At 48.8% G+C, this 14,976-nt stretch carries 12 protein-coding genes; 6 read left to right on the top strand and 6 right to left on the bottom strand.

All coding sequences use genetic code 11. From position 1 onward, the window contains the following. Positions 1-4 precede the first annotated feature (4 nt). Genes ACFTRD_RS08815 through sbnA form a run of 3 tightly spaced genes read right to left on the bottom strand, consistent with a single transcriptional unit; the run spans position 5 to position 3,272 of the window. A complete protein-coding gene (locus ACFTRD_RS08815; protein ID WP_379378915.1) occupies positions 5-1,228 on the bottom strand; it encodes a type III PLP-dependent enzyme in 1,224 nt (407 codons plus the stop codon). Then, a complete protein-coding gene (gene sbnB, locus ACFTRD_RS08810; RefSeq protein ID WP_379378913.1) occupies positions 1,219-2,238 on the bottom strand; it encodes a 2,3-diaminopropionate biosynthesis protein SbnB in 1,020 nt (339 codons plus the stop codon). The genes ACFTRD_RS08815 and sbnB overlap by 10 nt, the downstream gene beginning before the upstream one ends. Positions 2,239-2,264: 26 nt before the next feature. Further along, positions 2,265-3,272, bottom strand: coding sequence for a 2,3-diaminopropionate biosynthesis protein SbnA (gene sbnA, locus ACFTRD_RS08805; protein WP_379378911.1), 1,008 nt, complete (start codon positions 3,270-3,272; stop codon positions 2,265-2,267). Positions 3,273-3,505: 233 nt separating this feature from the next. Here sbnA and ACFTRD_RS08800 point away from each other — a divergent pair, with 233 nt between their 5' ends. Together ACFTRD_RS08800 and ACFTRD_RS08795 are read left to right on the top strand one after the other, a co-directional pair. Continuing rightward, positions 3,506-4,807, top strand: a complete 1,302-nt coding sequence (locus ACFTRD_RS08800) for an MFS transporter (RefSeq protein WP_379378909.1) — start codon at positions 3,506-3,508, stop codon at positions 4,805-4,807. Positions 4,808-4,831: 24 nt separating this feature from the next. Continuing rightward, positions 4,832-6,676, top strand: a complete 1,845-nt coding sequence (locus tag ACFTRD_RS08795) for an IucA/IucC family protein (RefSeq protein ID WP_379378907.1) — start codon at positions 4,832-4,834, stop codon at positions 6,674-6,676. A gap of 201 nt (positions 6,677-6,877) precedes the next feature. Here ACFTRD_RS08795 and ACFTRD_RS08790 read toward each other — a convergent pair whose 3' ends face one another. The 3 genes from ACFTRD_RS08790 to ACFTRD_RS08780 form a co-directional block, all read right to left on the bottom strand. After that, positions 6,878-7,468, bottom strand: a complete 591-nt coding sequence (locus ACFTRD_RS08790) for a GNAT family N-acetyltransferase (RefSeq protein WP_379378905.1) — start codon at positions 7,466-7,468, stop codon at positions 6,878-6,880. Positions 7,469-7,473: 5 nt separating this feature from the next. Further along, positions 7,474-7,920, bottom strand: a complete 447-nt coding sequence (locus tag ACFTRD_RS08785; RefSeq protein WP_379378903.1) for a RidA family protein — start codon at positions 7,918-7,920, stop codon at positions 7,474-7,476. A 254-nt stretch (positions 7,921-8,174) separates the two neighbouring features. Continuing rightward, complete coding sequence (locus tag ACFTRD_RS08780; RefSeq protein WP_379378901.1) at positions 8,175-9,059, bottom strand: AraC family transcriptional regulator; 885 nt, start codon at positions 9,057-9,059, stop codon at positions 8,175-8,177. Positions 9,060-9,183: 124 nt separating this feature from the next. Between ACFTRD_RS08780 and ACFTRD_RS08775 the strand changes: the two genes are divergently transcribed. The 4 genes from ACFTRD_RS08775 (at position 9,184) to ACFTRD_RS08760 (ending at position 14,975) form a co-directional block, all read left to right on the top strand. Beyond that, positions 9,184-10,473, top strand: coding sequence for a Gfo/Idh/MocA family oxidoreductase (locus tag ACFTRD_RS08775; RefSeq protein WP_379378899.1), 1,290 nt, complete (start codon positions 9,184-9,186; stop codon positions 10,471-10,473). Positions 10,474-10,582: 109 nt separating this feature from the next. Continuing rightward, a complete protein-coding gene (locus ACFTRD_RS08770) occupies positions 10,583-12,400 on the top strand; it encodes a cache domain-containing sensor histidine kinase (protein ID WP_379378897.1) in 1,818 nt (605 codons plus the stop codon). Further along, on the top strand, positions 12,375-13,937 hold the full coding sequence (locus ACFTRD_RS08765; protein ID WP_379378895.1) for a response regulator: 1,563 nt from the start codon (positions 12,375-12,377) through the stop codon (positions 13,935-13,937). Before ACFTRD_RS08770 ends, ACFTRD_RS08765 begins: the two co-directional genes overlap by 26 nt. A 123-nt stretch (positions 13,938-14,060) precedes the next feature. Next, positions 14,061-14,975, top strand: coding sequence for a carbohydrate ABC transporter permease (locus ACFTRD_RS08760; protein ID WP_379381242.1), 915 nt, complete (start codon positions 14,061-14,063; stop codon positions 14,973-14,975). Position 14,976 lies beyond the last annotated feature (1 nt).

The raw sequence follows: 14,976 nt of genomic DNA, 5'->3' as shown, positions 1-14,976 counted from the left end.
CGTGCTAGTGCAAATATATGTGATACGGATGCGGATGACTCAAGAAGTCATGATGCGAGATCGCCCACCCGTAAGCGCCCGCGAAGTGGAACAGCAAGATGTCTCCTGCCCGAACCCTGCCTGATGTAACATCACTTGCCAAAATATCTTTCGGAGTACATAACTGGCCTGCCACTGTAAAAGCGGCTTCCTTCACCTCGGGTCTGTCATACGGATGCGTCCATTTCTCCACCTTAATCACCTCGAACGGATGACTATGCTGCCAGGAAACGGGCAGGCGGAAATGATGCGTACCACCGCGAACGATGACATATGTTTTGCCATGGTTGGTTTTAATGTCCAGCACCTCCGTTGCATAATACCCGCTTGATGCAGTGAGATAACGCCCGCATTCGAACAACAATGTCGTTTCCGAGGGCAGTTCCTTTTGCAATACCGGTGCGATCCCATTCACAAATATGTTCCAGTCAAACTGTTGCTCCAGATGGGCATAGTTCACGCCAATTCCACCCCCGGCATTCAAATACCGCAACGTGAATCCATATTGCCTCGCCCAATCCCGTGCGATTGTGCAATAATACTCCACCAGTTTCACATGCTGCTCCGCATCCAGATTGTTCGAGAGGGAGTGAAAATGAAACCCTTCGACCTGAATATGTGGCAAATGCCGCAGCTGATTCATGACTTGTGGCAGCACGACCTCGTCGATCCCGAACTGGGTCGGACGACCACCCATCGCGAGTGTCGCCTGCGGCAGTGGACCCTTCAGGTTTATCCGTAACAATACGGATACCCGAACGTCATTTTGACTGGCAATCTCGTTCAGCTTGTTCAGCTCATGCATGCTCTCCACATGAATAAGCTGCACTTTATGCTCTATCGCTCCCCGGAGCTCGGCTTCGGTCTTGCCTGGTCCACCAAACAGAATCGGAATATCGGCAGAGACTTGTCTCACCTTTACGATCTCGCCCAGAGATGCCACTTCAAAGCCATGAACTACAGGTGCCAGCGCTCGAAGTACCTCTTCTTCCGAGTTGGCTTTGATGGCGTAGAACAACTCACTGGATTCCGGCATGGATTGTACACGCTGACGCACATGAGCCACGAGTGCTGTTACATCCCGGATGTAGGCACATACTGGTTCTGTCAGCTGTTCTTTTAGTGCCAATAGGTGCTCACGCACTCTTGCAGCTTGAGGGATATGCCCTGTTTTCAGCTCTACAGCCATAAGCGTGTACCCTTTCCTTGCTCAACAGCTCTTGCATACATCTCTGCCGCACTGGAAATATCCTCAATCGCCATCCCCATCGGGTTCAGCACAATAATCTCATCCTCATGTTCACGTCCTGGCTTTTCGCCAATCAGGATCTCGCCGAGTTCGGCGTGAAGCTGCTCACGAGAGAATTTTCCTTCCAGCACCAGCTGATTAATAATCTTTTTCTCCCGGTTGGATTGATCCCAATCGTCCACGAGCACTTTGTCTGCCTGCGTAAATACATCCTTGTGCAAATCCATAATCGAGATGTTGCTGACAAATGTACCTTTGGCAATCCATTCATACGGAATATGCGGCGATGAGGCTACCGTAGCCGTTACGAGTACTTCCGCTTGTCGCACTGCTTGTTCTGACGAATCTTCCACCAGCACTTCAACCTGATCAAAACGGGAACGAATTTCATCCGCAAGCAGGCGAGCGGTGTCAGCATTCAGGTCATACAGATGGATGGTCCGAATGGAGTCAAATTGTTCAAGCAGCGAAGTAATTTGCATTCTGGCGATCACTCCGCAGCCGATCACGCTCACCGTACAGAAGCCTTCTTTGGCTAAATATCTTGCCCCGATGGCTGTGACCGCAGCCGTGCGCATTCCGCTAATTACGCTGCCTTCCATCACCGCCACAGGATAGTTGCTTTCCGGATCATTCAGGATAATAAGAGCGCTTGCACGTTCCTTATGACGCTTGGCTGGATTATCATGTTTGCTCCCAATCCACTTGAGACCACTGATCGCTACATCGCCACCCACATACGCAGGCATCGCAATAATGCGATCGGCAATATGACCGCTCTCCTCGTTAACCCGAAGATAAGGCTTCAACGGCTGCACGATATCCCGCTTGGCATGAAGCTCCAGTGCTCGGGTTACTGCCTTGACATAGGGCTCTGAATACAGCCCTCCCAGATCTATAATATCCTGTTTACTCATATACAAAAGGCTGTGACCCTGAACGGTACTCATATCCGATCTCTCCTCCGAGATAAATTTTATATATTCTTGATCAATTGGCTTGGCGGTAATTGATTGACCCATTGCTCGTCATACACACTATCCAGATAACGTTCTCCACGATCTGCAAAGACTGTGACTACCTTGGTTGAAGGCCGCAAAGTGGGAACCAGCTTCTCCAGTGCAGCAACCAGTGATCCGGAAGAACCTCCTGCAAAAATGCCTTCCCGTTCCAGCAGTTTCTGACAGCCCAGCACGGATTCCCGATCATCCACATGAATCACCTGGTCAATCTCGTTCGGGCTGAATAATTCAGGGACCCGGTTGGCACCGATGCCCGGCAATTCACGCTGACGGGATGGTGTGCCAAAAATAATCGAGCCGACGGCATCAACGGCCACGATCTGCGCATGCGGATTCGCTTCTTTCACGCGGCGGGATATGCCCAGAATGCTTCCAGTCGTACTCACTGCGCACACCAGTACGTCTATTTGTCCATCCATCTGCTCCACAATCTCCTGACCTGCACCATGATAGTGAGCTTGCCAGTTCAAAGGGTTGGCATACTGGTTGATCCAGTAACCTGCCGGGTCTTGACTGGCTAGTTCCTTGACCCTGCGAATGCGGGATTGCAAATAACTTCCGTGTTCGTCAGGTTCAGTCACCATGTCAACCTGTGCCCCGAGGTAGGTGATCATCCTCAGATTCGTCGATGTGATTTTCGGATCAACCACACAGGTGAATTTCAGTCCATATCGCTTGGCGGTTAATGCGAGACCAATTCCCAGATTTCCTGAAGTGCTCTCGATGAGATGCGTATCCGGTTTGATCGTTCCGTCTCGCAGACCCTGCTCGATAATGTATCGCGCAGGTCGGTCTTTCATGCTGCCGCCGGGATTCATCATTTCCAGCTTGGCATACACCGAAGCTCCTGAAGATCCGAACAGGGAATTCAAGCGAACCAGTGGGGTTTGACCGATACAATCGATAATGGAATCCGCAACTTTAAGCGAGCGATCCTTAATTTGCAGGGTACTTTGTTCCATGCGTTTACACCAGCTTTCTGGGCATATTGTTGTCCACTAGTGCCTTATTGATAATGATTATCATTTTCAAAATTGGACACAGGGCCTATTATGCATATCCTTTTTTTTCCTGTCAACACTAAATTTTTTTGGAAGGTTTTTGAAAAAAATAAGATTGACATTGAGAATCATTCTTGATAATCTGATCAGCAATTGGTTTCAAATTGCCAAAATCAAGGTGGTGAAGTGAACACATGCTGTCTCAATTGGCATGGAAACAGAGCGTCCGCATTTTGTGGGGTGGACGCTTTCTTTCCAGTGCCGGGCTGACAGGAATCAGCCCTTTTATACCGTACTACATGGAGCATCTGAACGCAGGAGCAACAGAAGAAGTGCTGATGTGGACAGGTCTTTCCGTATCTGCACCTGCTTTGTCCTATGCTCTTCTGACCCCTTTTTGGGGTAAGATCGGGGATCGCTGGAGTCGTAAATGGATGGTTGTCAGAGCGCTGGTTGGACTGGCCCTTAGCATGTTTCTCATGGGCATTGCCCAGACGCCCTTTCAATTCTTTTTGTTCCGTCTCTGTCAGGGGGCTTTCGGTGGCATATCCGATGCGAGCAGTGCATTTGTGGGAACCCATGCCCCTGAACAAAAGCAGGGATCTGCGCTTGGACAGTTAGAGCGGGCATCGGCAGCAGGCCTGCTCGTGGGACCACTGCTTGGAAGCATATGTGTAAACACATGGGGAAGTCGTCCGCTATTGTTCATTACGGCCTCGTTGACGTTGAGTTTTGCTGTGCTTGCCTCGTTGGTATTAACGGGCGCGACGACGCATCGGACTCGTACGGCCAAGAACAAAAATCAAGTATCTCCTGTGGAACAGCACCAGCCTTCGGTGGCTATGTTGAATAACCATGAAAAAAACAGGGACAAAAGCGGAATTATGCATGCCTTCGTTTCGCTGATTACCCATCCCATTGCAAGAAGGTTAGTCATCGCAGGCATTATTTTCAAGCTCGTGGATTTTGCAACGTTTACGATGTTCACCCCCTTTATTCGTGAAATTGTCCCTTCCTCAGGTGCCGCTGCGCTTACGGTCGGGGTTCTGCTCGCGATGTCATCGGTTGGGGAAATGGTTGGCGCATCGTGGTGGGGTAAGCGAAACGACCGATACGCACCCGAACGCAATCTCCGATTGGCTGGCTTGTTATGCGGCTTGTGCCTGCTTGCACATACACTGCCACTCGGGGTGGCCTGGCTGCTCGTTGTACGTTTTCTGCAAGGGTTCTTCTACAGTGCCCTATTGCAGACGGTTATGCTCAATGTGCTGAAATCCTCCACTGATCAGAATCGTGGGGTGCGCATCGGAGCGACCAACAGCATGTTAATGGCTGGTCAGATTGCCGGACCGTCCATCGGAGTCCTGATCGGGGGTATCTGGGGAATTCCAGCCGTATTCCTTGTCATGGGAACAGTCATGCTCATCGCTTCGCTTGCTGTGCGCCGCCCAGCGATTCATAAGCGGAAAGCTCCCATACAACTGCCGCTCCAATAAATTGTGAAAGGATGATAATCAATCATGACCAAGGATAATGTCACCATCGATCGATCCCTGCAGACTTCGTATCCTTCTGCAATTTCCCCAAGCCGGCTTGCACGTCAGGAAACGCTAAGCCGTATGTTGAACGCCTATCTACGAGAGACCGGGCAGCATGATCCTTACATTCGGCTTGCCACCAATCCAGATCTTTCGCTGGTTATTAAGCTTCCGCGAACAAATCAGAGGATATTTGGCAATCTGCTTCATCGTTCCGCCGCTGGACATCATGTCTATGGCGACAAGTTTCACATCGCAGAATCAGAAGAGGCACAGCCCGATGGCTGGAGAGAGCTTTCTTTTGAACAAATAACGACGCTGTTACTCGATGAAATATCATCCGTGGAACCCAATCTTGAAGTCCGCATGTTGAAACGAACAGAGCTGGAACAGATGGTTTACAACAGTTTGGAGCATATGACCTCCTATCTGGAGCATGCGCTGAATTCATCATCTCCTGTAACATTGGATTTTCGCTATCTGGAACAGTCACTGTTATGCGGTCATCCGTTTCATCCAACTCCGAAAAGTCTGGAGGGTTTCAGTTCTTGGGATTCGCACGCCTATTCCCCAGAATTTGGCGTTAACTTTGCTCTTAATTGTTTTGCCGCAGCACCTGAACTTGTGTTGGAGGACTGGCTGGATACCGTGGATTATGGCACCGAAGCACCCTGGGTCCCTGCTGAGATGAGCGAAGCGGCCTTGACGCACCTCCCTCCAGAATGCAGACATTACGTCCTCCTCCCTTGTCATCCCTGGCAGGCTGCCTATTTGCGGACACTTGAACCTGTAAAGTCCTTATTACAGCAAGGCAATTTAATTGATCTGGGATCTACCGGACCTGCCGTGTATCCTACCTCATCGGTGCGCACGGTTTGGAATCCGAAGGATAGCTGTTTCTACAAGCTGTCTCTTCATATTCGAATTACAAACTTTATTCGCGAGAACAATGAAGAACAGTTGCTGCGCACGCTGGATGCATCCAGGATTGTACAACAGATTCAGGATCGCTGGACGTCAGAGAAATTTCAAATTTTGCTGGAAAAAGGCTACCGGAGCTTAAAGGTACCGGAGATACCTTCGTCCACTCAGGACGCGCTGATCTCGGGATTCTCCATGATTCTGCGTGAAGCACCCGAGTCAAGCCGCTCTGCTTCAGGGGCGCCTTATGTCGTGGCCTCTCTCATGGAAGTGCTTCCCGGAGAAACCGAACCGCTGTTATTCCGGGCTGTCCAGGAAAGCCTCGAATCATCTTCGTCGCCAGATCGTGTACATGATGTGCGGGTGCAAACAGACTGGTATGCATGGCTTCGTCAATATCTGGGGATATCCATGGTTCCACTTGTGGAACTGTATGCCGAGACCGGCATTAGTCTGGAAGCTCATGTACAGAATTCCATGCTGCGTCTTGAAGATGGCATGCCTGCCGCTTTTGTGGTTAGGGATCTGGAGGGCATCAGTGTCAATCGAACCGTAGCGGAACAGCAAGGTTGGATCGATCAGGTAGTTGCTGCCAACAGTCCTGTCCTGTATACCGAGGAAGAATCACGTTATCGGTTGAAATATTATTTTTTTGTCAATCACCTTAGTCATGTGGTGCAGCGCCTGGCATATTATACAGGTCAAATGGAGCAGCCTTACTGGAAAGTGGTGAGACATACATTAGAGGAGCTTCAAAAAAAGACAACCGAGTCCTCGCATATTAACGACGTCATTTGCGATCTGTTGAACGCCGAGACTTTACCCGCCAAAGCCAACTTTCTCAGCCGGTTCCATCAGCGTGGTGAAACGCCGTTATACGTTAACATTCCCAATCCAATGAGGTAAGGAGATTTCGCTACCCTGCACCAATTCATTCAACAATTCATTCAGCATTATTTCTAAGTCTCCAATTATTCGCATACCAAAAAACGGCCTTGGAGAACAACATACGCTTGCTCTTCAAGAGCCGTTTCCTTCTCTCTATTCATGTTTCGGACCATTTCCCGATTCATTCTTTGTTTCACTTCAAATCAAAACTATTTTATTTCATTCAAACTCATTGCCTCTTACCTTGGCAAACACCATCAGATCCACCAGCGTACCTGTACTGTCACAACGCATCTTCCGCAATATTCCTTCCAGCGTATACCCTGCCCGCTCAGCCACCTTGGCACTTCGTACATTACGTGCATCGCAGCGAATTTCCAGACGGTTCGCCTCCAGATAAGTTATTGCAAAGTGCTCAATGCTTCTGACTGCTTCTGTCATGAGACCCTCACCGGCACGCGAAGTTCTGATCCAGTAACCGATCTCGAAACAGCGTGCATTCCAGTCTATTCGATGCAGTCCGCTGCTGCCTACGAATTCATCCGTAAATCTGTCACGTAAATGAAGCATCATGTCGGTACGCTCCAGAAATTGCAGCCTGGCTTTGCGAACAATCGCTTCTGATTCCTCCAATGAAGGTATGTTCTCGGCAAAAGGCAGCCACAAACGCAATTGTTCCGCACTTTCCCGGATTGCCTCATTCACTGCCGCTCCATCTCCCCACCTCGGGGCACGAATGGTCAATCGCGGTGTATCAAAGCTTTCGGGAAAAGACAGCATTAACGGATTAATTGAAGCCGAATTGGTCATGCAATCTACTCCTCCACCTGGAATATGGAGTCAATGATAAGCGGCAAGTTATCCCTCACGGATACAGCACCAAATACCGAACGGGCGTGCACACCCTGTTCTCCGAACACATCCAGCATCAGATCTGAAAAACCGTTTAACACTTTATGGTGCTCCTCATACGAGGCCGTAGCATTGATGAACCCCTGTACCTTGACCACCCGCTTCACCCGATCGAGCGAACCTAGCACTTCCTGAACGACAGCCAATACCTCGATGGCAGCATTTCGGGCAAAATCATATCCCTGCTCTGTTGTAAACTCTTCTCCGAGTTTGCCACGCTCTCGCGTATCGGGCCCTTTACCGGACACATACATGATTCCGTTAACAATCACCGCATTGGCATACTTCGCTGCAGGCGCACTTGCCTGAGGTAACTCAATGCCCAATTTGTCTAATCTGGTCTGTATCATCGGCTTCCCCCTTATGTACAAAAATAGCCTTACAAGCTAAGGTATCAATTTATTCCTAATTTAGTTAAATCTTAATATACGCCCGTTCCTCTTGAACGGCAAGATGCAAAATCGGCTGAAATGCAATCGTTTGATTCTCGATAAGCCATGAACGCGAGAAGATGATGGTGTAATCGAAGGTTGCGATCGGAGAACGAACAAGTCATACTTCGGTTTGAACGGTACCTATACCTATTTCTATATAGCAGTCCACCCTATTTCAGCACTCCCATCGAGCCTGTTTCTCTATACTCCTGCCGATATGTCCTCGGTGACACCTGAACCGTCCGCTTGAACATTTTCCCGAAATGTGAAAAATTGCTGAATCCCGCTCGCAGGGCGATCTCCGTTATGGAATCCTCGGTTTCACGCAGCAAGCGCTGCGCCTCCTTCACCCGAAGCAGATTGAGGTAATCGCTGAACGTGAAACCAGTGGTTTGTCTGAACAAACGACTGAGATAATGAGGGCTGATTCGAAACAATGCAGCAACCTCGGGCAACGAAATAGCCTGCTGATAGTTATCGTTGAGATAACGTACCACCGCCTGTGCCTTGGGGTGCAGAACCGGCTCACTATCAGCCGAGTGCATAGTGCCCAAATGTTGATTACGATAAGCAAACAGCAGTAATTCAACGGATCGGTGACGCAGCAGCAGACTGCTTCCAGCTCTGGTATGGACCATCTCATCAATCATTTCACTGACCATTCGGCCCGCAGTTTCACTTACCTGTGAAGGAAGGCTCAAAATGGGATTATCCCAGCCGAATGGCTCCTTTAGCCCCTCAGCGAGCTCAGGTGAGATGGCCAATTGGGTGAACAGCTCCGGCTTGATATACAGAACAATCCGATCATGGTCAGGTCTACCACTCTCCATCGTTTTATGAACGGTATTTCGGTCGATGAATACGAAATCTCCGGCTTTGACCCGGTAGGTTCGGTCCTTGATGAAGTATATGCGCTCACCTGATAGCAGGTAGTACAGCTCGTAATGGTCGTGCAGATGGTCATCGGTCATGGAGAAATAACCAATGCGACGATCATATTCAATATTCAAATATCCGGTGGGATCATTGTAATCTGCCCGAAATGTCTGTGTCATGCAGCTGCCCCCTTTGCTTGAATTATAGCAAAATAAGCGGTATTTGAAAGCGATTACGCACAAAAAGCGGCGAAAGAAGTTCTCCCTTGTTATACTCTAGATCTATATTCAAGGAGGCGATAGAATGGGTAACAAAAAACGCTACGTATTGGTCGGAACAGGCGGCCGTGCTGAATTTTTCTATGGAGCATTAGCCCAAAATTTCAGAGAAACATCCGAACTCGCAGCTTTTTGTGATATTAACCAGACCCGCATGAATTACGCCAATCAGCTGCTGAGGGAAAAATATAAATACAATGAGATCCCTACCTATACTGCAGATCAGTTCGACCAGATGATTGAGAACGAGAAGCCGGACTTCGTCATTGTTACCAGCATTGACCGCACCCACCATAAATACATCATTCGGGCAATGGAGCTTGGTTGTGATGTTGTGACCGAGAAGCCGATGACCATCGATGAGCACAAATGTCAGGATATTCTAGATGCTGTCAAGCGGACTGGTCAAAATATACGCGTCACCTTTAACTACCGTTACGCGCCGCACCATACCAAGATACGGGAACTGATTCAGAATGACACCATCGGGAAAGTGACTTCGGTCCACTTTGAATGGTTGCTGAATACCCGTCACGGTGCAGATTACTTCCGCCGGTGGCACCGGGACAAGCGCAATAGTGGCGGACTGCTCGTACACAAATCCACCCATCACTTTGACTTGGTCAATTTTTGGATCGGTTCGCAGCCTGAGACCGTTTTCGCATTCGGCGATCTCATGTATTATGGTCGAGAGAACGCGGAGGAACGAGGCATAACGCAGTTTTACACTCGTGCAACCGGCAACCCGCTTGCGCAAGAGGACCCTTTTGCCCTGCATCTGGATTCGGATGCACATCTCAAAGCCATGTATCTGGATGCTGAGCCGGAAGACGGCTACCAGCGGGATCAAAGCGTATTCGGAGATGGCATCAACATTGAGGATACGATGGGCGTTCTTGTCCGGTATCAGAACAAAGCCATTTTGACCTATTCACTTGTTGCATACCAGCCGTGGGAAGGTTATCGCATCGCCATTAACGGTACCAAAGGCCGGATCGAAATGAACATTGTGGAGCAATCCTATGTTAACTCGCTGGGTGACAAAAATCTTGAAGGTGCATTGATTGGGAAAACACTGCGTGTCCTTCCTATGTTTGATGCCCCGTACGAGGTTCAGGTCGAGGAAAAAGAAGGCGGCCATGGCGGTGGCGATCCTGTACTTCTGAATGATCTGTTTGGAGAGCCAGCGGAAGATCCATACCACCGTGCTGCCAACCAATTGGATGGAGCGAGATCCATCCTCACCGGAATTGCAGCCAACCGCGCCATCGCAACTGGTTTACCTGTTCGCATCAACAACCTGGTTCGTTTCTAGGAACGCAAGACCGCTCCAACCACACTTAAATCAAAGGCTGCGTTTATTACGCAGTCTTTTTTCCATTTGGACAACGGTCGCTGACGTCTATTCGCTTAAGGAGGTACCCATGTTTTTCTCATTAAAAAGCCGTTTGATCGCCTTTATCGTTGTGCTCTTCGTGCTCTGTTTTGGCACGCTCTCCTTCCTACTCTTTAAGGAGTCACGTACCGTGATCCGTTCTTACATTGAATCCTCTGCTCTTGAGAAGATGGAGGAATACGGCTCCTATGTCGATATGGTTCAAATGCAGATCTATGATGCAGCCTCTCTTGTTTTCAACAGCGATATCGCCAAGAACTGGGATAACGTGATGAGTGACCCCAACCTTCCTGAAGGGGAAAAGATGCTTGTCAATCTGGCGATGAGCCGTTTTCTGACCCAGGCTACGAACAGCTACACCAGTATCTCCGATGTATCCATCTATCGACGAAATGGCCTGCGGATTGGCAGTGAGAATCAAGTAGCGACTGACCCTGTCTTTTTGCAGGAATCATGGTACAAAAACTTCTTCATCTCTGGAAATCACTGGCTGCCGGCACATACCGATCAACATGAAAACATAAGGGATCATGGCAACCCGGTAGTTAGTCTGCTGATGCCCCTCGGGACCTTTCACCATGCTACAGCCCAGAATGTAATGAAAATTAATGTCAGCGAATCTTACTTTCTCGAACCGCTTAATCGAATCCATCTGGCCGAGAGCAGCACTATGTTTCTACTGGGCGAACAAGGAAGCCCTATTCTTTCCCAGCAGACCAATCAGCTTGGTGCCGGAGCTTTAGCAGAAATCGATCACATTCGGAACAATTCGCTCAAATCGGGTGTGGTGTACCTGAACAACGATGAAGGACAGCGTGACATTCTGGTATACAAAAAGTTGGGGCGTACGGGCTGGATGCTGGCTGGTCTGGCACCGGAAAAAGAGCTGTATTCCTCTCTTCACAAGCTTCAGAGTACCATTCTGGTGGTCACAATTGTTCTAATCCTCGTCTCTTTGTTTGCCGCTGCCTGGCTCTCTTATGGCGTCACCAAACCTCTAACTCGACTTGTACTGGCCATGAGACAGGTACAGCGCGGCGCATTCGATCAGGCAGAGTCCCTTCTGCCTCCGGACAAAAATGTAAAAAGCGAGGTCAGTTATGTCATCTCCACTTTCCGCTACATGATCAGCCGATTGCGACAGCACATCCAGAACGAATTCGAGCTGAAGCTGCTCCGTCAGCAAGCAGAGTATAAAGCGCTGCTCATGCAGATTAATCCCCATTTTATGTTTAACACACTGGAACTGGTCAGCAGTCTCGCCATGCAGCGCCGAACAGATGATACCGTTCAGGTCATTGAGGATCTGGGCAAAATGATGCGATTCTCCATGAATACAAGTGACGACAGGGTACAGCTTGCAGAGGAACTGGCTTATATCCGCCACTATATCTCCATTCTACAAACCCGTTTCGGTCATAAGCTGGACATTACTCTGACACAGGAAGGCAGGATGAATTCCCTGGTCATTATCAAATTTATTCTTCAGCCGCTTATTGAGAATGCCGTCAAATACAGCTTCCAGCATCGGACGACAGCCGAGGTACACATCCGGATCTCCAGACAGAATAACTGCCTGCATTTCAACATTTCAGACAATGGACCCGGGATTCCAGCCGAAATCATCCAGAAACTCCACGATCCTGTTGAAGCATTTCAGCTGGAACCCCTATTGCGAAGCCAAAGCTGGCACATTGGACTCGGAAACGTGGTTGCCCGCTGCCGCTTGCATTACGGAAGCCTGTTTGCAATTCAGATCGAGAACGGAGAACGTTACGGCACTTGTATTGAACTGATTCTACCCGCACAGGAGGAATACGATGTACAACGTATTGATCGCAGATGACGAGATCGAGGTTCGTGAAGGACTGAAATTGAAAGTGAACTGGCAAGACCTAGGCTTTGTCATTTCAGGTGAAGCGGCAAACGGCATTGAAGCAGAAGAGCTTCTGAAAGCTGGACATATTGACTTGTTAGTTACAGACATGAATATGCCAGTCATGGATGGCGTCCAATTACTGGACGTTTGCCGGAGCATTAATCCCTCCATTCAGATTATCATCATCACCGGATATGAAGATTTCAACTATGCCAGAGCAGGTGTGCGCAGCCAGGCCATGGACTATTTGCTGAAACCTGTGACCCGGGATGAACTGAAAACCACATTAAATAAAATCAAAGAGGAGTTGGATAAACAGAAACAGCTGCATGGCGATTCCGAAAGGATGCAATGGCGTCTCTCCCAGTATTACAAAGAAATGAAGCAACGTTTCCTGCTTGACCTTGTTAGGGGGCATCGCCTCCCACCCTCTTCACTGCCAGAGCGAATGCGGCTGTTTCATCTGGACTCCTGGCAGGATCACAGCGTCAGTTTCATCACCGCCGGCTTGCGAGACTCCGGTATGCAGACTGCCTCAGTGGGGCGTGTTCCCGAAACGCTCCACTTTCCCTTTGAGCTGCTTTGTCACGAAATGGCCCAGTCCTACCCAGATAACGTTCAAGTATTCCATGACGGAGCCCACCCCGGAATCATGCATTTCATTACATTGGAAAGTATTCAGCACGAATTTGCTCAGCAGATCACAGCACAGACCCGTTCTGTCTTAACAATGGATGTACAAGTTGGATTGGGATTGCCCGTGTCTGGCCTTGAACGCTGGAAAGAAGGCTATATTCATTCCCTCCTGGCTTGGAACTCTGCTGGACGCAAAGATGCACAGGATCATGTGCCCGTAGTAGATCATAGTCCATTACTGTCTGAGGAAACCAATCGTATGCTGCATCGCTGCCTTATTCGAGGAGAGCTGGATTCCTTCCGCAGTGTGATTCGAAAGGAGCTTGCTGACTCATTTCGGATATCCACCTCTCATATGATCCGAAGCCTTTTCCAAATTTCATTATTGTTCGAACAGGAATCCTCGTGGATTTCCTCCGAATGGATGCTTTGGCTAAAGACTCCAGAGCAGGCAGAACTGCTGTTGATGCATTGGGCAGAAGATTTCGTGAATCAACAGCAACCATCCGAGGTTGGAGAAGATACGGTCATTGAATCGGCCAAAAGATTTATTGAGGAAAATTATATGCTGGAACTGACATTAACTTCGTTAGCTGAGCAATATAACTACAGCTCCACCTATTTTTCAGAGATGTTTAAGGAAGCTGCCGGCATTTCTTTTATTCAATATGTAACCGAAGTGCGAATGAAACATGCCATACGTTTACTTAAGGAAACCCATTTAACCGTTTGGGATGTTACAGAGCTGACAGGCTTCCGTTCCCCAAGTTATTTTAGTTCAAAATTCAAAAAAATGTTTAACATAAGTCCTTCGGATTATCGTTTGCTGCATTCCGAAAAAATTGATAATCATGATCCGAAGAAATGAGATTCCGGCTCCTCCGCCTCCCCGGTATGATGAATTTACCAAGAGAATCGCCGCATTTATTGTAAGCGGATTCAAATTTGGGATGATCACGAATTCACATCCAATCCTGAAGGGAGGCCTATGATGAGAAAGCTGTCCAAGCCGTTATACGGCCAGCAGAATGTAACAGCCTATTTGTTTCTGCTGCCCTGGCTCATCGGACTTTTCTGTCTGACACTCGGACCGATGGTTGCGTCGCTCTACCTGTCCTTGACAAAATTTAATTTGTTATCATCACCAACGTGGACGGGGCTCAGCAACTATGTCCAGATTTTTACCGAAGACGATACCTTTCGCAGATCTTTGGGGCTAACGTTTTATTATGTATTTCTATCCGTTCCTCTTAGGCTTGCCTTTGCCCTGCTAGTCGCAATGGCGCTGAACAAAGGGATTCGTGGGCTCGGCTTATACCGGACCGTGTATTACATCCCTTCCCTACTGGGAGGCAGCGTCGCTATTGCGATCGTCTGGCGTCAGATTTTCGAAGGAAGTGGCTTGGTCAATCAGTTTCTGAGCTGGTTCGGAATCACCGGACCCGCCTGGATTGCCCATCCCGATTATGTGGTCTATACGATCATCACACTCTCTGTATGGCAATTTGGTTCGGCCATGGTTATTTTCCTGGCTGGCCTAAAGCAAATTCCAGCCGATTTATATGAAGCTTCAGACGTAGACGGGGCCGGAAAGGTACGCCAATTCTTTGGCATCACACTCCCGATGCTCTCTCCTGTTATTTTTTTCAACCTGATCATGAGCATGATCAATTCGTTTCAAGCCTTTACACCCGCTTATGTTATCGGGGATGGACGCGGAGGCCCGCTCGACGCCACCATGTTCTATACCTTGTACCTGTATCTGAAAGGCTTCTCGTTCTTTGATATGGGTTATGCTTCAGCCCTGGCGTGGATCATGCTGGTCATTATCGGGGTATTCACCGCAATTGTCTTTCTCACCTCGAAATTCTGGGTGTTCTACGGCGACAATCAGGAAGGGAGATAGT

This window comes from Paenibacillus sp. NPDC056933, assembly GCF_042674385.1.
Classification (GTDB): domain Bacteria; phylum Bacillota; class Bacilli; order Paenibacillales; family Paenibacillaceae; genus Paenibacillus.
The sequence above is the reverse complement of the archived record's forward strand: the minus strand, read 5'-3'. Positions and strand labels throughout refer to the sequence as shown.

Excerpts from the sequence above, each read along its gene's own strand:
- sbnB (WP_379378913.1), bottom strand. The coding sequence starts at position 2,238 with ATGAGTACCGTTCAGGGTCACAGCCTTTTGTATATGAGTAAACAGGAT.
- ACFTRD_RS08795 (WP_379378907.1), top strand. The coding sequence starts at position 4,832 with ATGACCAAGGATAATGTCACCATCGATCGATCCCTGCAGACTTCGTAT.
- ACFTRD_RS08785 (WP_379378903.1), bottom strand. The coding sequence starts at position 7,920 with ATGATACAGACCAGATTAGACAAATTGGGCATTGAGTTACCTCAGGCA.
- ACFTRD_RS08815 (WP_379378915.1), bottom strand. The coding sequence starts at position 1,228 with ATGGCTGTAGAGCTGAAAACAGGGCATATCCCTCAAGCTGCAAGAGTG.
- sbnA (WP_379378911.1), bottom strand. The coding sequence starts at position 3,272 with ATGGAACAAAGTACCCTGCAAATTAAGGATCGCTCGCTTAAAGTTGCG.
- ACFTRD_RS08770 (WP_379378897.1), top strand. The coding sequence starts at position 10,583 with ATGTTTTTCTCATTAAAAAGCCGTTTGATCGCCTTTATCGTTGTGCTC.
- ACFTRD_RS08800 (WP_379378909.1), top strand. The coding sequence starts at position 3,506 with ATGCTGTCTCAATTGGCATGGAAACAGAGCGTCCGCATTTTGTGGGGT.
- ACFTRD_RS08760 (WP_379381242.1), top strand. The coding sequence starts at position 14,061 with ATGAGAAAGCTGTCCAAGCCGTTATACGGCCAGCAGAATGTAACAGCC.
- ACFTRD_RS08765 (WP_379378895.1), top strand. The coding sequence starts at position 12,375 with ATGTACAACGTATTGATCGCAGATGACGAGATCGAGGTTCGTGAAGGA.
- ACFTRD_RS08775 (WP_379378899.1), top strand. The coding sequence starts at position 9,184 with ATGGGTAACAAAAAACGCTACGTATTGGTCGGAACAGGCGGCCGTGCT.
- ACFTRD_RS08790 (WP_379378905.1), bottom strand. The coding sequence starts at position 7,468 with ATGACCAATTCGGCTTCAATTAATCCGTTAATGCTGTCTTTTCCCGAA.
- ACFTRD_RS08780 (WP_379378901.1), bottom strand. The coding sequence starts at position 9,059 with ATGACACAGACATTTCGGGCAGATTACAATGATCCCACCGGATATTTG.